This is a genomic window from Reyranella sp. (assembly GCF_965228225.1).
Lineage (GTDB): Bacteria > Pseudomonadota > Alphaproteobacteria > Reyranellales > Reyranellaceae > Reyranella.
Genome location: NZ_OZ245801.1, coordinates 2,658,943 through 2,677,014, shown reverse-complemented (window position 1 = coordinate 2,677,014; position 18,072 = coordinate 2,658,943). Strand labels below are relative to the sequence as shown.

Sequence of the window (18,072 nt, the reverse complement as noted above, 5' to 3'; positions counted from 1 at the left end):
AGCAGGAGCCGAGTATGCCGGGTATGTGGTTCGTGTTCGAAGCCGAGTATGAGATCGAGGATCGCCGCGCCAACTGGAACAAGCCGGTGCCCGAGACGATCGCCTGGCACGGGCCCTACGCGACCGAGAAGGAAGCCGACGACGTGGCCCTCGCCCGCATGTGGTCCAAGATCGACCTCTACGCCCACAAGGCGCGCACCGTCGACATGACGGTCAAGGTCTGACGCTTCTTCGGAGCGCGCCGCTCCAGCGGCGCTCATAGCCTTGCCAGGTCGAGGAAGCTTGGGCGCCACACGAGTTGCGCGCTCCCATTCCATCTCACTGCGTCGAACCTAGCTGGTCCGTCGATTGCATCTCCGCCGGGATCAAGGGCGGAGGAAATTCTTGGCAGCGTCGCGGTTCCATCTCGGCTGGTTTCTCGGCAACAGTTTCGGCGTGCACGGCTGGAACCAGCCCTGGTCGGGCGTCGATGCGCGCGACTGGGCGCAGCCGGATCTTCACATCGAACTGGCGAAGGCGCTGGAGCGCGCCTGCTTCGACTGCCTGCTGCTCGAGGATTCGGTCTTCGTCCCCGACAACTACGGCGGCTCGATGGATTTCTATCTCAGGCGGGCCCTGCGCGCGCCGAAGAACGATCCGCTGCCCCTGGTCCCGCTGATCGCCCAGGCGACGAGGCATCTCGGCATCGTGCCGACCATTTCCACCAGCTTCTATCCGCCGTTCCTGCTGGCGCGCCTGATCGCGACGCTCGACCTGATGTCCAACGGGCGCGTCGGCTGCAACTTCGTGACCTCGACGGCGGAGCGAGCGGCGCAGAATTTCGGCCTCGACGCGCATCTCGAACACGACCTGCGTTACGAAATGGCCGACGAGTTCGTCGAGCTCGCGACGCAGCTCTGGTCGTCGTGGGACGCCGACGCGGTCGTCATGGACGAGAAGGGCGGGACCTTCGTCGATCCGGTCAAGGTCCGTGCGATCGATTTCAGGGGACGCTTCTTCTCCTCGCGCGGACCTCTCAATACGGCGCGACCGCCGCAGGGCCGGCCGGTGCTGGTGCAGGCCGGCGGCTCGCCGCAGGGCAAGGCCTTCGCCGCCCGGCACATGGACATCGTGATCGCGGCGCTCGGCACGGTCGCCGAGATGAAGGCGTTCCGCGACGACATGCGCAACCGCCTGGCGGCGGAAGGCCGTGATCCCGACAGCTGCAAGGTGCTGTTCGTGGTTGCACCGACCCTGGGTGAGACCGACGCCGAGGCGCAGGATCGCGTGCGACGCCGGCAGGCGCAGCGCGAGGCCGCACCGGAAGTGACGCTCGCCATGATGGGCAGCCTGACCGACATCGACTTCTCGACCTTCGATCTCGATGCGCCGCTGGCCGAGCTCACGACCAACGGGCAGCAGGGGACATTGAAGCGCTTCCTGGCCCAGGGTCGCACCCTGCGCGAAGTGGCGAGCAACTACAGCTTCGGCTTCGAGCATCCGGTGGTCGGAACGACGCAGCGCGTCGCCGACGTGATGGAAGAGGCGATGGAGCAGGTGGGCGGCGACGGCTTCATGTTCAGCGGCCCGCTCAGCCGTCGTTACGTCTCGGAGATTACCGACGGGCTGGTGCCGGAGCTGCAGCGGCGCGGGCTGGTTCGCACAGCGTACGCGCACGCGCATTTCCGCGACAATCTGTTTGCTTTCTGAAGGCGGGACGGCACTCTCGATCGACGCATCGCCGGAGTTGCCTCATCGCCAACCCTCTCTACGTCGCGCTCGGCGCCATGACGGTGCAGCAGACCTTCGCAACCCTGGGCCGGTCGACGGTGCCCTTGATCGCGGCGGCCATCGTGGTCGATCTCGGCATCGAGGCGGCCCTGGTTGGCGTCTATCTCGCGATCGGGTCGGTGGCGGCCTTCCTCACGACCCTGGGCTGCGGCGGCTTCATCCTGCGCTACGGCGCGGTGCGCATGACCCAGGTCGGCATGGCCGCGCTGGGCATCGGGCTCGCCCTGACCACAGGGGGCTGGCTGCCGCTGTTTGCGGCGGGAGCGTTCATCGGCGGGCTGGGGCAGGCGGTCTCGACACCGTCGAGTTCGCATCTGCTGGGGCGGCTGGCGCCGCGGCACCTCGCGCCGCTGGTCTTCTCGATCAAGCAGTGCGGCGTGCCGGTCGGGCTGATGCTGGCCGGCGTGGTGGCACCGGTGCTCGTGGTCGAAGCCGGATGGCGGGTGGCGCTGCTGGTCATCGCGCTGAGCTGCTTCCTCATCGTGCTGGCCCTGCAGCCGCTGCGCACAGGCTTCGACGCCGATCGCAATCCGGCGCAGCCGCTTTCGCCGGCCGATATCCGCGCCAACGTCGTTTCCGTCCTGCGCGATCCGGCGCTGCGCATGATGTGTGTCGCGATGTTCAGCTTCGTCGGGCTGCAGTCGCTGTTCACCGGCTTCTTCGTGCTCTACCTCGTGCGCGGCCTGGGCTACGACCTCGAACGCGCCGGACAGGTTTTCGCCATCGCAATTGCCGTGGCGGTTCCGGCGCGCATCGGCTGGGGCTGGCTCGCCTCGCGTTTCGTGGCGCCGGCAACGCTGCTCGCCTTCCTCGGTATCGGCATGGCCGCCGCCGCGGTGCTCACGGCCTCGATCGATCCCGACTGGCCGACCTGGCTCGCGGCAGCGATCGCCACCGCGCTCAGCGTCACGGCCGTGAGCTGGCACGGCGTGCTGCTGGCCGAGGTGGCGCGGCTGTCGCCCGTCGGCCGGATCGGCGCGACCACGGGCGCGGTGCTGGCCTTCGGCGACGCCGGCGCGCTGGTCCTGCCGCTGCTGTTCAGCGCCGCCCTGTCGCTGACGGGAGGCTATGCCGGCGGCTTCCTCATCGGCGCGGCGCTGGCCTTCGGCGTCGGCCTGTTCGGCCTGTGGCGCCGGATCAGTCGGCCGCGCTAGGCGACATCACGAGCATCCTCGACGGGGCGTCCGGCGTTGTGTTTGCATGCCCTCGAGCGTCATCCGCTCCTACCATTACGACCGCCGGCGGCGGGCGCTCGACATCGTCTTCCAGTCGCGCCGCCGCTACACCTATCGCGACGTGCCGGAAGAAATCTACGAGGCGATGAAGGCGGCCTTTTCGAAGGGCGAGTTCTTCAACCGGCACATCCGCGATCACTTCACGTTCGAGCGCACCGGCGCGGAGCCCCAGTCTGGCCTCTCCTGAGGCCTGGCCTCTCCTGACGTCTGGCGTCGCTCAGCCTGCCTTCTGTCGGGAACGCCTTCCGGCCCCTATACTCGGGATCGGTTCAGGAGGGCAGGCCATGAACGAGCCAGGTGTCAGACAGTACGACCGCAGCGCCGAGGACGTGGGCAACGTCGTGGCGCTGGAGCACGTCAATCTCGGGGTCGCCGACCAGGGGCTGGCCACCGTCTTCTACATCAGCGGCCTCGGCCTGACGCGCGATCCCTCCATGATGACCGGCATCGACAATATGTGGGTCAATGTCGGACGCAGCCAGTTCCACTTGCCGACGATGGCCCGGGCGCAACGGTTGCGCGGACGGGTGGGCCTCGTGATCCCCGACCGCGAGGCGCTGCTGCAGCGGCTCGACCGGGTGAAGAGCCTGCTGGGCGACACGCGCTTCGCCTTCGCCGAGCGCGAGGATCATGTCGAGACGACCTGTCCCTGGGGCAACCGCATCCTTTGCCACGATCCGTCGGCGCGCTTCGACGGCATGGCGCTGGGCATGGCCTATGTCGAGTTCGACGTGCCGCCCGGGACGGCCGGTGGTATCGCGAGCTTCTATCGCGAGGTCTTCTCGACCGCCGCGCGCGTGGAGAGGGCGGGCGCCGGGACGGCCGCGCACGTCTCGGTCGGCATCGGGCAGGAGCTGATCTTCCGCGAAACCGATGCCGCGCCCGAGGCCTATGACGGGCATCACATTCAGGTCTATGTCGCGAATTTCTCCGGACCTTATCAGGGCTTGGTCGAGCGCGGCCTGCTGACCGAGGAGAGCAACCGGCACCAGTACCGTTTCCAGCACATCGCCGATCCGGCCACCGGCAAGGCGCTGTTCGAGATCGAGCACGAGGTGCGCAGCCTGCGCCATCCGATGCATGCGCGGCCCCTGGTCAACCGCAATCCGCTGCAGAGCAATCGCGCCTACGTGCCCGGCCGCGACGGCTGGGTGCCCGAGCCGAGGGCCCCCGACATGGACGATCCGCGGGTCGAGATGCGCCGCAAGCGCTTCGAGGAAGCCGCGCGCCGGGTAACCGGCTGATGGCCGGACTCATCGGACGGATCCTGGGTTACGGCCTGCTCGGACTCGTCGTTACACCCATCGTGGTAACGATGGCGGTCCTGGCCCTGGCGCACACTTTCGATCCCTCCTGCGGCCGGCCGGGAGATTCGGGCGGCTGCGAGATGGGCGCGGTGTCGATCGGCGTGATGTCGGCGCTGCCGGGCCTGGCGATCGGCGTCGCCTTCGCCCTGTACCGGCATTTTCGCGCCAAGCGCGCGACGACGCCCTCGCCACCTGTCGTGCAGCCGTGACGACGGCGGACGCTTCGGCCTTCGACAAGCTCCGAGGCCGCATCCAGGCGTTGCGCGCCAAGACGATCGACAATGGCTGCACCGAGGGCGAGGCGCTGGCGGCGGCAGCCAAGGTCGCCGAGCTGCTCGACCGCTACGAGCTGTCCTTGAGCGACGTCGAGATCCGTGAGACGCAGTGCGAGGAGCGGGTCTACGAGACTCACCTGAAGAAGCGCATCCCGATCGACGAATGCATCGGCGCCATCGCCGCCTTCTGCGATTGCCGCGTCTGGCGCGAGAAGAACGCGGCCGGCGAGGCGCGCTACGTCTTCTTCGGCCTGCCCGCCGATGTCGAGGTGGCGCACTACCTGACCGAGCTGATCGACGGCGCGGTCCGGGCCGAGCTCGGCCGCTACAAGGTCTCGGCCGACTACAAGCGCTTCCGCCACCAGGAGCGGCATCTCGCCAACGCGTCCTTCACCCTGGGCATGTGCGCGTCCATCGCCGACCGGCTGGTGGCGATGAAGGCCGAGCGCGATGGCGTGATCCAGAGCAGCGGCCGCGGGCTGGTCGTGCTGAAGGCCGCCGTGGTCGAGACCGAACTGGCGAAGCTCGGCCTGAAGCTGCGCACCGTCGAAGCCGGGCCGGGGCGCTTCATCTCACCCGATGCCTACGATGCCGGCGGAGTCGCGGGCGTCGCCGTGCCGCTCAATCCGGCGATCCGCCGCAAGTAGCGGCCGCCGGGTCAGCCGAGATAGGCCTTCACCAGCCGCTCGTCGGTTAGGAAGGACTGCCACTCGCCGGGGCCGATCTCGTGGACGATGCTGCCGACCGACATGACGTAGGCGCGGTCGGTGATCTCCGAGGCGATGCCGACATTCTGCTCGATCAGCAGCAGGCCCATGCCGCGCTCGCGCAGCGCCTTGATGACCAGCAGGATGTCCTTCACGACCTTGGGGGCGAGGCCGGTCGAGGGCTCGTCCATGATCAGCAGGTCGGGCTGCAGCAGCAGTGCGCGGGCGATCGCCACCATCTGCTGCTGGCCGCCGCTCAGCAGCTCGACCGGCGAGGCCATGCGTTCCTTCACGACGGGGAACAGGTCCGTCACCTCGTCCCAGGAGAAGCGCAGGTCGGCGCCGCGCACCTTGCGGCCGACCGTCTCGGCCAGGATCAGGTTCTCGCGCACCGACAGTTCGCCGAACAGGCGGCGGTTCTCCAGCACCACGGCCAGCCCGTGTTTGGCCAGATCGTGCGCCGGCGTGGCGGTGATGTCGGTGCCGTTCTTGACGATGCGGCCGCCGCGGGCGCGCAGCAGGCCGCAGACGGTGCGGACGAGGGTGGTCTTGCCCGCGCCGTTGGCGCCGACCAGGGCCACGGCCTCGCCGTCGCCGACCGTGAGCGATACGTCGCGCAGGACGGTGAGGGCGCCGTAGCCGGCGGAGACGGAGGTCACTTCCAGCACGGCTCAGACCCCGAGATAGACTTCGCGGACCCGCGGGTCGCGCTGGATGGCGGCCATGTCGCCGCTGGCGATGATCTCGCCGAAATAGAGCGTGTGCACGGTGCGGGCGACGGTCATGAGGCCCATGTCGTGCGACACCAGCAGGATGGTGATGCCTTCCTGGTTCAGCCGCACGATCCAGTCGCGCAGATCGTCGATCTCCTGGACGTTGAGGCCCGAGGAGGGTTCGTCGAGCAGCAGCAGCCGCGGCTCGCCGGCCACGGCACGGGCGATCTCGAGGATGCGGCGCTGGCCCGCGGTCAGGCTGGCGGCCGGCAGGTCGCGCAAGGCCGTCAGGTGGAAGCGCTCGCAGGCCGCCTCGGCGCGCTCGCGGATCTCGCGCATCTGGCCGCGCGCGGCCGGGGTGCGCAGCAGGTCCTGCAGCATGGTGGTGCGCGTCAGCTTGGTGCAGCCGACCATGACGTTCTCCAGCACTGTCATCTGCTCGAAGACCTGCGGCGTCTGGAAGGTGCGCACGAGGCCGTGAAGCCCGCGCTGCTGGATCGTGTCGCGTCCCAGCACGGCGCCACGATAGGTGACGGTGCCGGCCAGCGGGCGGATGTAGCCGGTCACGATGTTGAACAAGGTGGTCTTGCCCGAGCCGTTCGGCCCGATGAGGCCGATGATGCCGCCTTCGGGCACGTCGAAGGTGACGGACCGCAGCACGGAAAGGCCGCCGAACGAATGACCGACTTCCCGGAGGGCGAGGAGGGGCTCAGCCATTGCCGCCTCCCTTGCGGGCGAGCCGGGTGCGCAGCTTCCCGAAGGCGCCGACCAGCCCCTCCGGCATCAGCACGACGACGGCGACCAGCGCCAGGCCGAACAGGATCTGGTGGATGTCGCCCAGCTTGCTGAGCAGCTCGGGCAGGAAGGTCACGAACAGCGCCCCGACGACGATGCCGGGGATCGAGGTCGCGCCGCCGATCACCGGGATCAGCAGGAAGCTGATCGAGCGGTCGACAGTGAAGCTCTGCGTGCTGACAAACGAGGCGTGGTGGGCAAACAGGCTGCCGGCCAGGCTGCCGAACAGGGCGCAGACGACGAACACCTTGGTGCGCAGCGCCTGCAGGTCGATCGACAGGGCCGCCGCCGCGGTGCTGGAATCGCGCATGGCCCGCAGCATCAGGCCGGTGCGGCTGTCGACCAGGTTGCGCGCCACGGCCATGCAGGCGAAGGCCACGATCCAGACGAAGAAGTAGTAGCGCGAGGGCCGGTCGAGCAGGAAGCCGAACAGGTCGAGCTTGGGGATGCCGCCGATGCCCAGCGTGCCGCCGGTCAGCCAGTCCCATTCGAAGAACAGCGCGCTGGCGATGGCGCTGAGGGCGAGCGTGCCCAGCGCCAGGAAGTAGCCGGTGAGTCGCAGGATGGGCCGGCCGATCACATAGGCCAGTGTCATGCTGATGACGGCGCCGGCGAGGAAGCCGACGACGCTGGGCAGGCCCATCATGACGGTGCAGTAGGCGCTGGCATAGGCGCCGAGCCCGTAGAAGGTCGCCTGCGCCAGGTTGACGATACCGCAATGGCCGAGCAGCAGGCCGATGCCGAGGCCGGCCACCGTGTAGATGCCGGTGAACACCAGCAGGTCGGCCATGTAACGCGGTACGACGAAGGGCAGGACGGCCCAGACGACGAGGCCGACGGCCAGCCAGAGGAGGGTGCGCGGGGCCATGGGCTCAGCCTCCCCGCCGGCCGGCGCGGCCGAGGATGCCCTGCGGCATCAGGATCATGATGATGATGAGCACGGAGAAGGCGACGACGTCCTTGTAGCTCGACGAGATGCCGATGATGGCCAGCGACTCGACCAGACCTAGCGTGAGGCCGCCCACGGCGGCGCCCAGCGGATTGGTGAGCCCGCCCAGCACGGCGGCGGCGAAGCCCTTGAGCGTGAGATTGAGGCCGAGCTGGTAGTCGACGCCGATCAGCGGCGTCACCAGGATGCCGCCCAGCGCGCCCAGCAGGCCGCCCAGCACGAAGGTGAAGGTACGCATGCGCGCGACGTTGATGCCGGTGGTGGCCGCGCCGTCTGCGTCGATCGAGGCCGCCATCATCGACAGGCCGATCGTGGTGCGGTGGTAGAAGGCGCGCAGCGCCAGGGTGGCGCCGATGCCGATGGCGATCAGCCACAGCGCGTGGAATTGGATGACGGCATCGAGGATGATCAGCACGCCCTCGCCGCCGAGCGGCGGGAGCAGGTGGCCGTCGCGGCCGATGAAGAACAGCACGCTGGCCGACAGGGTGAGGGCGAGACCGATGGTCAGCAGCAGGAAGCTGTCCTCGCTCGCATTCTTCTTGGCCATGTAGCGCACGAACGCGACCTCGATGAAGGCGCCGACCAGGGCACCCGAGACCGCGCCGCCGGCGATGGCAGCCGGGTAGGGCCAGCCCGTCTTGGTCAGCAGCAGCACGGTGGTCATCGCGCCGATCACGGCGAATTCGCCCTGCATGGCATTGATGACGCGGCTGCCCTTGAAGATGGCGGAGAGGCCCATGCCGACGAGCGCGTAGACGATGCCGTTCGTCACGCCCGCGAAGAGGGCCTGCAGGACCAGGCTCAGGGTCATGGAATGATGTTTCCGCGCGAAAGAAGGCGCGGCGCAGGGCCCGCGTGGGGGACCTGCGCCGCCGGGACCGCTACTGGGCGACGCGGAAGGGCGTGCGGGTGTACTTGCCGCCGACCAGCTTCGAGAAGATGAAGCTCGAGATCGGAATGCCCGTCATGTCGTCGGCCGAGAAGTCGTAGTTGGCCAGCACGCCGCTGTAGGGCGCCTTCATGGCCTCGCACAGCTTCTCGCCGGTGGCGTCGGCGCCGGCCTTGTTGAGCGCCGCGGCGATGATGTGGGCCGCATCCCAGGCCGCCGCCTCGTAGTTCTTCGGCGTCGAATTGTAGGTCTTCTTGTAGAGCTCGACGAAATCCTTCTGGTGCGGCAGCGGGTCTTCGCCGACCACGAATTCGGGGATCACGATGTTGTCGGCGGCCGGTCCCATCGCGTTCACGTACTCGTAGGACGACGAGCCGATCGCGGCGACCACGGGCTGGGCGATCTGGATCTGCTTGACGTTGCGGAACGGCGTCGCCGAGGTGGCGATGATGAACACGGCATCGGGCTGGGCGGCCTTGACCTTGGCCGCCTGGGTGGTGGTGTCGGTGGCGCCGATCTCGAACTTCTCGATCGCGACCAGCTTCACGCCGTACTTGTCGGCGAGCGGCTTCAGCTCGGCCATCACGACGTTGCCGTAACCCGCGTCATGCAGCACGCCGACCTTCGCGGCCTTGATGCTCTTGGCATATTCCAGCAGCGCCATCGCGTTGAGCCGCTGCGGCGGCAGGACGTGCGCCACGCACTTGCGTTCGCGCTCGACCGCCGGGCCGATGCCGGTGAAGGCGATCTGCGGGATCTTGTTGGCGTGGGTCACGCCGCCGACCGCGACGGTGCTGGCGGTGAGGGAGGGCCCGAGCAGCGCCTGGACCTTCTGCCCGAAGATCAGGTCGTTGGCCTTGCTGAGCGCGGTGTCGGGATTGGACGCGTCGTCCTCGACGATGATCTTGATCGGACGGCCCTTGATGCCGCCCTTGGCGTTGATGTCCTTCTCGGCCAGCAGCAGGCCGTTGCGCTCGGGCACGCCGAGACCGGCGCCCGCGCCGGTGGCGGAAACGATCGCGCCGATCTTGACGGGCTCGCCCGAGGTCTGAGCCTGGACGCCGAGGGCCGACAGGCCGACCAGCGCCGTGGCGCCGACCAGTCCTGCGATGAACGATGACTTTGACATTCTTGTTTCCTCCCAGTCGTTGATCTTCTTTATGGCCGCCGCTCGGTTCAGAGCAGCGGCGGCGGCCCGGCCATGCCGAGTGCGTGTTGGCCGAACAATGCACCCTGAACGTCGGTCGAGAACATGACGTGTGCGTTGGCCGCGTGCGCATCGCGGAACAGGCGCTGCACCGGACCGGCGAGGTGCAGCCCGCCCGATCCGGCGATGCCCATGAGTATGTCGACGGACTCGAGGCAGAGACGGGCCGAGAAGAAGGCGTCGCGCCGGTAGCGCAGCTTGTCTTCGTGGGCCGCATCGGCGCCGGAGCGCGCCACCGCCATCGCATGCTCGCAGGCGCGGCGCATCAGCATCTCGGCCGTGTCGATGCGGACACTCGCCTCGGCGACCTTGATCTGGACGGGCTGGCTGGCACCCACCGGCTGGCCGGTCGTCGTGGCGTTGCGTTTGCGGGCCGTGCCCACCACCGTTTCATAGGCGCCGCGCGCGCAACCCAGCATCACGCCCGACAGGACGTAGGGGCCGAGGGCCAGCATGGGCAGGCGGAACAGGGGCGAGGGATTGACCGTCGAGCCGGCATGCGCCTTGCCGTTCATCGTCCAGGCCGAGATCGTGCGCACGTCGGGGACGAAGAGGTTCTTTATCTCGACGTCGTTCGAGCCGGTGCCGGAGAGACCGACGGCATGCCAGGTGTCGATGATCTCGTACTGCGAGCGGTGGACCAGGGCGAAGCGCTGGTCGACGGGCGGACCGTCGTCGCGCTCGCGCACCATGAAACCCAGCATGTTCCAGTCGGAATTGTCGACGCCGGAGGAGAGCGGCCAGCGGCCCGAGACCTCGTAGCCGCCCTCGACCTTGCGGCCACGCCCGGCCGGAAAGACGAGCGAGGTGGCGATCAGCACGTCGGGCGAGGCGTCCCAGATCTCGTCCTGCGCCTCGGGATGGAAATAGCCCAGCATCCAGTGATGGCTGCTGAGATTGCCGAGGTTCCACGCGGTCGAGGGGCACACACGCGCGATCTCCGCGCAGGTCTCGACCAGGATGCCGACATCGAGATCGGCGCCACCGACCCGCGCCGGCTGGACCATCCGGAACAGGCCGGTGCGGTGGAGGTCGCGCTCGGTGTCGTCGGGCAGGCGGCGCAGTCTCTCGCATTCCCCGGCGCGCGCGGCGATCGCCGGCACCAGCGCGCGGGCGCGGTCGAGCATCTCTTGATAGGTGACGCCCGTGAACGAGACCGGCGTGTTGGGCAACGTCGCCGACGGTGTCCAGTCGGCGGCCCGCTTGGTCCGCATATCGAATTTCCTCCCGGCGCCGCGGCGCTTGTTCTTGCCGCAACGATGCTTGTGTCGCGCGTTCAGGTCAAGCGACCTAATTTGTTGGTCGATTGACCACGTGGTGCGCGATCACGATACTTCGCGTCAATCAGACAGCGCTCGGGAGGAGCAGAGATGGCGATCAAGGTGCTCGAACTTCATCATCAGGGCGTGCGGATCGACGCCGACGACAAGACGATCCAGGACCTCAAGAATTTCTACAGCGGCGTGCTCGGCCTCGAGCATGACACGGGCCGGCCGGAGATCCCGGGCATTCCCGGCATGTGGATCAACATCGGCGAGGTGGGGCAGATCCACCTGATCGGCGGCGACCTGCCGTCGCGCTTCGCGCAAGGGCCGGGCAAGGACCCGACCGTGCCGCACGTGGCGCTGGCCGTCGAGAACATCGTCGAGACCAAGGCCGAGCTCGATCGTCTCGGGGCGGACTACTGGTCGCTCAAGGGCGCGACGGGCCCCGACGCCGAACAGCTCTTCCTCAACGATCCGTGCGGCAACATGGTGGAGCTCCACCAGTACGACAAATGCCGCTGCCGCCTGAAGAGCCGCGTGAAGACGGCTTAGAGTTATTCGGCTTGGAGTAGCTTCACGGCACCGCATCCTGAGGAGGCCCGAAGGGCCGTCTCGAAGGATGGGCAACGAACACGGTGCGCGTTCCCGCCCTTCGAGACGCATCGCTGCGCGATGCTCCTCAGGGTGAGGTCGTTTTTGAGTTAGCCGGTCTAACGCCCGACCGGCGCGGCGAGTCCCGCGCAGACGAAGGGAACGATCTCGCGGATGGCGGTTTCCATGTCCGCAGGATCGCAGCGGCCCTGGGAGATGGCCTCCAGGCGGCCGGGCTGCAGCAGGGTCCAGACGTAGGCGCCCATCATGAAATAGTAGCGCCAGTAGAGCGTCTTCGCCGGGATCTTCGGCAAAGCGCGCCGGATGGCGTCGACATAGAGCGCGTTGGTCTCGTCGTAGATGCCGGCGCGCACGAGGCTGGCGGTATCGTCGGGATCGGTGAACAGGCGCGCGTGCATCTGCATCGACGCCCGGCGCCCGCCGGCCCGCGGCTCGGCCATCAGCAGGGGACGGACCAGCGCATCGACCAGCACGTCGAGCGGGACGATGCCGCGCGGATGGCGGGCCTTGGCCTCCAGCAGCAGCTGACGCCGCCGCTCGGTCACTTCCTTGCCGTGCCGCGCCACCACCGCCTCGAAGATCGCGCGCTTGGACTCGAAGTAGTAGTGCAGTTGTCCCACGTTCACGCGGGCCCGGCTGGCGATCGCCCGGGTGGTCGCGCCGCCATAGCCGACACGCCCGAACAGTTCCTCGGCGACGTCGAGAATGCGTTCTGGGAGGTTGGGACGGCTGGCCTTCTTGCGCCGCGGCGCGGCGGGCTTCGGCTTCTTTACGATTGTCTTTCTCGCCACGACACACCCTGCTCGAAATCGTCGGGCATCTCATAAGGGCAAGCGGGATGGTTTTCCATGCCGGCTGCAGAAACTTGTCGCCGCATGCTAGAAAGCAGTCATGAAAACCAAGCTCCTCGGCCGCACCGGCATCCACGTCTCGCAACTCTGCTTCGGCACCATGTCCTTCGGCGGCGACGCCGACGAGGCCACTTCGGCTTCGATGTACAAGGCGGTGCGCGACGCCGGCATCAACTTCTTCGACACGGCCAACGAGTACAACAAGGGCAAGTCCGAGGAGATCCTGGGCCGGCTGGCGAAGGATCATCGCAACGACCTGGTGATCAGCACCAAGTGCTTCAACAAGACCGGCCCCGACGTGAACGCGGGCGGCGCCAACCGCCGCCACGTCGTGCAGGCCGTGGAGGCGAGCCTGCGCCGCCTGCAGACCGACCGGATCGACGTGCTGTTCCTGCATCGCTTCGACACGGTGACGCCGATCGACGAGATGATGCGCGGCCTCGAGGACCTCGTGCGCTCGGGCAAGGTGATCTATCCGGCGGTCAGCAACTGGTCGGCCTGGCAGACCCAGCGCGCCGTCGACATCCAGGAGCGCAACGACTGGGCGCGCCTGCAGGTCATCCAGCCGATGTACAATCTGGTGAAGCGCCAGGCCGAGGTCGAGTTGCTGCCGATGGCGGCGGCCAACGGAATCGGCGTCATCCCGTACAGTCCGGCGGCCGCCGGTCTCCTGTCGGGCAAGTATTTCGGACAGGCCTCCGGCCGGCTCAAGACCAACAAGATGTACGAGGCGCGCTACGGCGAGGAATGGGCCTTCGAGACGGCCGAGAAGTACGTCGCGCTCTGCCAGCAGAAGGGGCTGCATCCGGTCAGCGCGGCCATCGCCTGGGTGGGGGCGCATCCCGCCATCACCGCGCCCATCATCGGCGCGCGCAATCTCGACCAGCTCAAGGATTCGCTGGCCTCAGTGAACGTCGACATGACGCCGGAGCTGCGCGCCGAAATTGCCGACCTCTCGCGCACGCCGCCGCCGGCCACCGATCGGCTGGAAGAGCAGAAGGTCGTGAAGGCCTGAGAAGGCTCAGCCCGGCTCGAGGCCTCTTGCGCGGAAGAGGGCCTTCGCTTCGGGCGTGCGCAACCTCTCGATCAGCGCCCTGGCCAACACCGGCTGGGCGCTGTCGGCTGGAATGCCGGCCACGAACACCGTGACCATGTGCAGATCGCCGGGCAGGGGCCCGACGATCTCGACGCCGGGAACATGCAGCAGTTCCGGCACCTGCTGGACCGCGAGGTCGGCCTCGCCGGTCGGCAGGAACATGGCCGAGTAGCCCGAGGGTGGCGGGAATTTCGTCTTGGCGTTGATCTCTGCGGCGATGCCCATCCTCTCCAGCAGCGTCGCGAAGTAGATGCCGCTCGCGCCGCCGGCCGCGGGATCGGTGTAGGAGATCGCCCTGGCCTCCAGCAGCGTGCGCTTCAAGGCATCCGGCGTGGAAATGTCGGGCTTCGGCGCGCCCGCTCGCACCGCGATGGCCGTGGCGGAGCTGGCGATCGCGGCATCGGACCCGGCGACGATGCCGCCGGAGGCAAGCAGCGTGTCGGTGACCGCACGGTTGAGGATCAGCGCGTCGGCCTTCTCACCGGCCTGCAGCCGCTTCAGGAGCAGGGGCGCCGTGGCCCAGGTGACGTCGAGCCTGCAGCCGTGCGCCTGCTCGAAGCTGGGGATCAGCGGCTCGACGACGCCCTGGACGGCAATCGCGCTGAAGAGCTTCATGCAGACCCCGGTCGGTCGCAGACGTCGATCCATTCGGCGTTCACGAGGGCAGCCATGCGCTCCGGCGCGATGCGGACGGCCGAGTTGATCGAGCCGGCGGCGGGTACGACTTCGTCGAATTCCTTCAGCGAGACGTCGCAATAGACCGGGAGCGGCGTCGCCAGGCCGAACGGGCACACACCGCCCACCGGATGGCCCGTGAGGGAGACCACCTCGTCGGCGCCCAGCATGCGCGGCTTGCCGCCCAGCACGTCCTTGATCTTGCGATTGTTCAGCCGCGCATCGCCGCACGTCACGATCAGCAGCGCGCGGTCCTTGATGCGCAGCGACAGCGTCTTGGCGATCTGTGCGGGCGCGACGCCGTGGCCCCGTGCCGCCATCTCGACGGTGGCGGTGCTGGCCTCCAGCTCGACGACCTCGAGATCGGGGGCATGCGCCGACAGGAAGGCGCGCACGGCCTCGACGGTCATGCCGGCTGCGCGGCGCGGCTGGCGCGGAGGCGGTCGCGCTGGGCTTCGAAGCGCGTGGCCAGATTGGCCTCTGCAACGTCCTCGAGCCTGCTCTGGAGGACCCAGCCATGACCAAAGGGATCGATGATGCGCACGACCTTATCGCCCCAGTAGGTCTCTTCGGGACCTTGACCCGGGGCAAGAGATGTCGCGCCGGCGGCCAGGGCGCGGGCGAACACATCGTCCACGTCGTCGACATAGACGAGCAGGAAACCCGAGGAGGCTCCGGCGGAGAGGGGCGAGCGTGGCCAGTCGGTCCGGGGCGCCTCGCGCCAGCGCGGATTTTCCTTCGTCACGATCAACCAGGCCCCGGCGAGCCAGAACTCGGCACCGAGCGGTTCCGGACCCGGCGCTTCGCCGGGGTTGTGCGAGAAGCTGCGCCGGATCTCCTCGGCGCCGATCACGTCGCGATAGAAGTCGGCGGCGGCGGCCACGTCCTGAACGATGAGGCTGATGCCGATCTGTCCGACCGACTGCTTGCCCTTGACGGCCATTGCAACATCCTCCTGCGGAGAGGGGTGAGCGTGGCGTCGAGTCTTACGGGATCGATGCCTGAATCGCGCTGTGGGAATCGTACCGCATGGTGAAGGGGCGGCCCGAATTCCCATGACAAATGCGGAGGCGGCGGTACCGTCCGCCAACTCACCACGGGAGAAACGCATGCCGACGATCGACGCCCAGGTTCACTGCTACGAGCGCAATCACCCGGGCCGCCCGTGGACGGCCGTGCTGGCAGGCCCGCCCGAGGTCACCGCCGAGGACATGATCAAGGCGATGGATTCCGTCGGTGTCGACGGCGCGCTCCTGGTCTCGGTCTACACGATGTACCGCTGGGACGAGAGCTATGCGGTCGGCGTGCAGAAGGCGCATCCCGGCCGGTTCGGCGTCATCAAGCCGGTCAATGCCAACGATCCCGCGGTCGAAGGCACGATCGCCGACTGGGCGGCGATGGACGGCACGGTCGCCATCCGCATCATGTTCACGCCGGAGATTTCGACCGACGCGGCCGACCCCGGCATCAACCGCGTGCTGGCCGCCGCGGCCAAGCACGACCTGCCGGTCAACCTGATGGCACGCGGTCGCCTGCCGCAGGTCGCCGAGCTCGCCAGGCGCAATCCGAACACGACGCTGGTAATCGATCATCTCGGCCTGGAACAGCCGATGGCGCCGCCGGCCCCGAAGGAGCCGTGGCACGAGCTGCCGCAGTTGCTGGCCCTGGCGGAGCACAAGAACGTCGTCGTGAAGATCACCGGCGCCTGCACGCTCAGCCACGAAAAGTTCCCCTTCAAGGACATCTGGGATCCGCTGGGCCGCATCTTCGATGCCTTTACCCTGGATCGCTGCATGTGGGGCACCGACTGGACCCGCGCCGTGGCGCTGCTCACCTACAAGGAAGGCGTCGACGCCTTCCGCGTCACCGACCGCCTGTCCGACAGCGATCGTGAAATCCTGATGGGCGGCTCGCTGCAGAAGATCTACGGCTGGTCGCCGTCGAAGAAGTAGGAGCGTCGGGCTTCAGGGAAGGGTCAGGTCGCCCTTCCCGAGAGGCCGCTGCATCAAAATCGAATCGACCCAGCGGCCGAACTTGAAGCCGACGGCATTGAGCTTGCCGATCGGGCGGAAACCCTGGCTGCCATGCAGGCCGATCGAGCCTGCATTGGCGCTGTCGCCGATGACGGCGAGCATCTGGCGCCAGGGGCCGCTCTCGCAGCGCTCGATCAATTCGGCCAGCAGCTCGCGGCCGATGCCGTTGCCGGCGAAGCCGTCGCGGACATAGACCGAGTCCTCGATCGTGTGCCGATAGGCCGGGCGCGGGCGGTAGAGCGAGGCATAGCTGTAGCCCACGATGCGGCCGTCCAACTCGGCCACCAGATAGGGCAGCCCGAGCGCCAGCACAGTTTCGCGGCGGCCGATCATCTCTGAGACGCTGGGCGCTTCTTCCTCGAAGCTCGCCAGCCCGTGCCGCACGTGGTGGGCGTAGATTTCCTGCACGAAGCGCATGTCGCCTTCGCGGGCGTCGCGAACATCGACCGCCGACCTCATCATCGTTCCTCCCGATAGAACCTGCCCGCGCGACAGGCCGATGTCCGACAGCAGCCGGTCGTCCAGATTGCGCAGCGCCTCGCGCTGGCGGAGGCGCGACCAGGGCGAGCCGCCGATATAGCGACCGATCTCCATGACGATGTCTCCAAACCCGTTGCGAAGCGACATGGGCGCATCCTGCTGCGGTTGGAGGCATAAGGAAAATCTTGTTATCTTATGAAAAGCATAAGTAGGAATTTGAGATGCGCGGCCTCAATCTCGATCATGTCCATGCCTTCACCGAGGTCGTGCGGCTGGGCTCCTTCTCGGCCGCGGCGTCGCATCTCAACCTGACCCAGCCGGCGATCAGCCAGCAGATCGGCCAGCTCGAGAAGCGCCTGGGGGTGCGGCTGCTGGAGAGGCTGGGTCGGCGCGCCATGCCGACGGCGGCGGGCAGCGCACTCCTGGACCATGCGGCGCGGATCGACGGTGCCGTGGCGTCGCTGCTCGAATCGTTGGCGCGCTTCGGGAGCGGCGAGGTCGGACGGGTGCGTCTCGGCACCGGCGCCACGGCGGCGATCTTCCGCCTGCCGCCGCTGTTGCGCGACCTGCGCCGCCGCCTGCCGGAGCTGGAGATCACGATTGCCACCGGCAACACCTCGGACATCGTGAAGGGCGTGCAGGACAATGCGCTCGATATCGGCCTGGTGACGCTGCCCGCGAGCGGCCGCGGCCTCGAGGTGACGCCCTTGCTCGACGACGAGTTCGTGGCGGTGACGGCGCGCGATGGCGTGACGCTGCCGCGCCGGGTCACGCCGGCGGTCCTGGCCCGTTTGCCGGTGATCATGTTCGAGCCCGGCGGACACACGCGCGTGGTGGCCGATCAATGGTTCTTCCAGGGCGGTGTCGAACTGAAACCCAAGATGGCGCTGGGCAGCGTCGAGGCGATCAAGCGGCTGGTGGAAGCGGGGCTGGGCTGCGCCATCCTGCCGGCGGTCGCCGTGCGCGAGGCGGCCGACCGCGCCAACCTCGTCGTGCGGCCGCTCTCGCCGCGACTCTATCGCAAGCTCGCCATCGTGATGCGGCGCGACAAGGTCCTGCATCTCGGCCTGCGCGAGACGATCCGGGCGCTGAAGACCCTGAAACGCATGGGGCCCCAAAGCGGCGGCTAGCGGGCCGTCAAAAAAGTTAGAGTCCCGGCAAATAAACGAAATAAGCGAAATAAACGAAACAAACGAAGCCGGAGTCGCACCCC

22 protein-coding genes and 1 pseudogene are annotated in these 18,072 nt (G+C 67.9%); 11 read left to right on the top strand and 12 right to left on the bottom strand.

Going from position 1 to position 18,072, the window contains the following annotated elements:
- The first annotated feature begins 14 nt into the window (after positions 1–14).
- The 7 genes from ACO07K_RS12885 to ACO07K_RS12855 all read left to right on the top strand — a co-directional run bounded on the left by ACO07K_RS12885 (position 15) and on the right by ACO07K_RS12855 (position 5,234).
- Positions 15–224: a hypothetical protein gene (locus tag ACO07K_RS12885; RefSeq protein ID WP_422036332.1), complete on the top strand. Its 210-nt coding sequence runs from the start codon at positions 15–17 to the stop codon at positions 222–224.
- 160 nt (positions 225–384) lie between these two features.
- Entirely contained in the window at positions 385–1,689 is a 1,305-nt protein-coding gene (locus ACO07K_RS12880) for an NtaA/DmoA family FMN-dependent monooxygenase (protein ID WP_422036331.1), read from the top strand.
- A gap of 77 nt (positions 1,690–1,766) precedes the next feature.
- Positions 1,767–2,924 carry an MFS transporter gene (locus ACO07K_RS12875; RefSeq protein ID WP_422036330.1) on the top strand — a complete coding sequence of 386 codons (1,158 nt, stop codon included), beginning with the start codon at positions 1,767–1,769 and terminating at the stop codon, positions 2,922–2,924.
- Positions 2,925–2,970: 46 nt separating this feature from the next.
- Entirely contained in the window at positions 2,971–3,192 is a 222-nt protein-coding gene (locus ACO07K_RS12870; protein WP_422036329.1) for a KTSC domain-containing protein, read from the top strand.
- A 97-nt stretch (positions 3,193–3,289) separates the two neighbouring features.
- Positions 3,290–4,249 carry a hypothetical protein gene (locus ACO07K_RS12865; protein ID WP_422036328.1) on the top strand — a complete coding sequence of 320 codons (960 nt, stop codon included), beginning with the start codon at positions 3,290–3,292 and terminating at the stop codon, positions 4,247–4,249.
- Entirely contained in the window at positions 4,249–4,521 is a 273-nt protein-coding gene (locus ACO07K_RS12860) for a hypothetical protein (protein WP_422036327.1), read from the top strand. Before ACO07K_RS12865 ends, ACO07K_RS12860 begins: the two co-directional genes overlap by 1 nt.
- Positions 4,518–5,234, top strand: coding sequence for a DUF7168 domain-containing protein (locus ACO07K_RS12855; RefSeq protein WP_422036326.1), 717 nt, complete (start codon positions 4,518–4,520; stop codon positions 5,232–5,234). The genes ACO07K_RS12860 and ACO07K_RS12855 overlap by 4 nt, the downstream gene beginning before the upstream one ends.
- 11 nt (positions 5,235–5,245) lie before the next feature.
- On the opposite strand, the gene ACO07K_RS12850 is transcribed toward ACO07K_RS12855, so the two are convergent.
- The 6 genes from ACO07K_RS12850 to ACO07K_RS12825 all read right to left on the bottom strand — a co-directional run bounded on the left by ACO07K_RS12850 (position 5,246) and on the right by ACO07K_RS12825 (position 11,061).
- Positions 5,246–5,962, bottom strand: coding sequence for an ABC transporter ATP-binding protein (locus ACO07K_RS12850; RefSeq protein WP_422013276.1), 717 nt, complete (start codon positions 5,960–5,962; stop codon positions 5,246–5,248).
- Between the two features lie 3 nt (positions 5,963–5,965).
- Positions 5,966–6,724 carry an ABC transporter ATP-binding protein gene (locus tag ACO07K_RS12845; protein WP_422036325.1) on the bottom strand — a complete coding sequence of 253 codons (759 nt, stop codon included), beginning with the start codon at positions 6,722–6,724 and terminating at the stop codon, positions 5,966–5,968.
- On the bottom strand, positions 6,717–7,670 hold the full coding sequence (locus tag ACO07K_RS12840) for a branched-chain amino acid ABC transporter permease (RefSeq protein ID WP_422036324.1): 954 nt from the start codon (positions 7,668–7,670) through the stop codon (positions 6,717–6,719). The genes ACO07K_RS12845 and ACO07K_RS12840 overlap by 8 nt, the downstream gene beginning before the upstream one ends.
- A 4-nt stretch (positions 7,671–7,674) precedes the next feature.
- Complete coding sequence (locus ACO07K_RS12835) at positions 7,675–8,562, bottom strand: branched-chain amino acid ABC transporter permease (RefSeq protein WP_422036323.1); 888 nt, start codon at positions 8,560–8,562, stop codon at positions 7,675–7,677.
- Positions 8,563–8,632: 70 nt separating this feature from the next.
- On the bottom strand, positions 8,633–9,769 hold the full coding sequence (locus ACO07K_RS12830; protein WP_422036322.1) for an ABC transporter substrate-binding protein: 1,137 nt from the start codon (positions 9,767–9,769) through the stop codon (positions 8,633–8,635).
- Positions 9,770–9,816: 47 nt separating this feature from the next.
- Positions 9,817–11,061 (bottom strand): acyl-CoA dehydrogenase family protein, encoded by a 1,245-nt coding sequence (locus ACO07K_RS12825; protein ID WP_422036321.1) that lies wholly within the window; start codon positions 11,059–11,061, stop codon positions 9,817–9,819.
- Positions 11,062–11,217: 156 nt separating this feature from the next.
- Here ACO07K_RS12825 and ACO07K_RS12820 point away from each other — a divergent pair, with 156 nt between their 5' ends.
- Positions 11,218–11,664, top strand: a complete 447-nt coding sequence (locus ACO07K_RS12820; RefSeq protein ID WP_422036320.1) for a VOC family protein — start codon at positions 11,218–11,220, stop codon at positions 11,662–11,664.
- A gap of 158 nt (positions 11,665–11,822) precedes the next feature.
- Here the strand turns inward: ACO07K_RS12820 and ACO07K_RS12815 are convergent, their stop codons facing one another.
- The gene (locus ACO07K_RS12815; RefSeq protein WP_422036319.1) at positions 11,823–12,515 is read right to left on the bottom strand and encodes a TetR/AcrR family transcriptional regulator; all 693 of its coding nucleotides are present in this window, start codon (positions 12,513–12,515) and stop codon (positions 11,823–11,825) included.
- Positions 12,516–12,615: 100 nt separating this feature from the next.
- On the opposite strand from ACO07K_RS12815, the gene ACO07K_RS12810 reads away from it, so the two are divergent.
- On the top strand, positions 12,616–13,590 hold the full coding sequence (locus tag ACO07K_RS12810; protein WP_422036318.1) for an aldo/keto reductase: 975 nt from the start codon (positions 12,616–12,618) through the stop codon (positions 13,588–13,590).
- A 6-nt stretch (positions 13,591–13,596) separates the two neighbouring features.
- Here the strand turns inward: ACO07K_RS12810 and ACO07K_RS12805 are convergent, their stop codons facing one another.
- Genes ACO07K_RS12805 through ACO07K_RS12795 form a run of 3 tightly spaced genes read right to left on the bottom strand, consistent with a single transcriptional unit; the run spans position 13,597 to position 15,289 of the window.
- Positions 13,597–14,286, bottom strand: a complete 690-nt coding sequence (locus ACO07K_RS12805) for a substrate-binding domain-containing protein (RefSeq protein ID WP_422036317.1) — start codon at positions 14,284–14,286, stop codon at positions 13,597–13,599.
- Entirely contained in the window at positions 14,283–14,756 is a 474-nt protein-coding gene (locus ACO07K_RS12800) for a YbaK/EbsC family protein (RefSeq protein WP_422036316.1), read from the bottom strand. Before ACO07K_RS12800 ends, ACO07K_RS12805 begins: the two co-directional genes overlap by 4 nt.
- Positions 14,753–15,289 carry a VOC family protein gene (locus ACO07K_RS12795; RefSeq protein ID WP_422036315.1) on the bottom strand — a complete coding sequence of 179 codons (537 nt, stop codon included), beginning with the start codon at positions 15,287–15,289 and terminating at the stop codon, positions 14,753–14,755. Before ACO07K_RS12795 ends, ACO07K_RS12800 begins: the two co-directional genes overlap by 4 nt.
- A 166-nt stretch (positions 15,290–15,455) precedes the next feature.
- Between ACO07K_RS12795 and ACO07K_RS12790 the strand changes: the two genes are divergently transcribed.
- Positions 15,456–16,298 carry an amidohydrolase family protein gene (locus ACO07K_RS12790; protein ID WP_422036314.1) on the top strand — a complete coding sequence of 281 codons (843 nt, stop codon included), beginning with the start codon at positions 15,456–15,458 and terminating at the stop codon, positions 16,296–16,298.
- Positions 16,299–16,310: 12 nt separating this feature from the next.
- Here the strand turns inward: ACO07K_RS12790 and ACO07K_RS12785 are convergent, their stop codons facing one another.
- Positions 16,311–16,841 carry a GNAT family N-acetyltransferase gene (locus ACO07K_RS12785; RefSeq protein WP_422036656.1) on the bottom strand — a complete coding sequence of 177 codons (531 nt, stop codon included), beginning with the start codon at positions 16,839–16,841 and terminating at the stop codon, positions 16,311–16,313.
- Positions 16,842–16,868: 27 nt separating this feature from the next.
- Positions 16,869–16,973: pseudogene (locus ACO07K_RS12780) on the bottom strand (DUF1127 domain-containing protein); the annotation flags it as partial.
- Between the two features lie 107 nt (positions 16,974–17,080).
- Between ACO07K_RS12780 and ACO07K_RS12775 the strand changes: the two are divergent.
- Positions 17,081–17,989 (top strand): LysR family transcriptional regulator, encoded by a 909-nt coding sequence (locus ACO07K_RS12775; RefSeq protein ID WP_422036313.1) that lies wholly within the window; start codon positions 17,081–17,083, stop codon positions 17,987–17,989.
- The last annotated feature ends 83 nt before the right edge of the window (positions 17,990–18,072 follow it).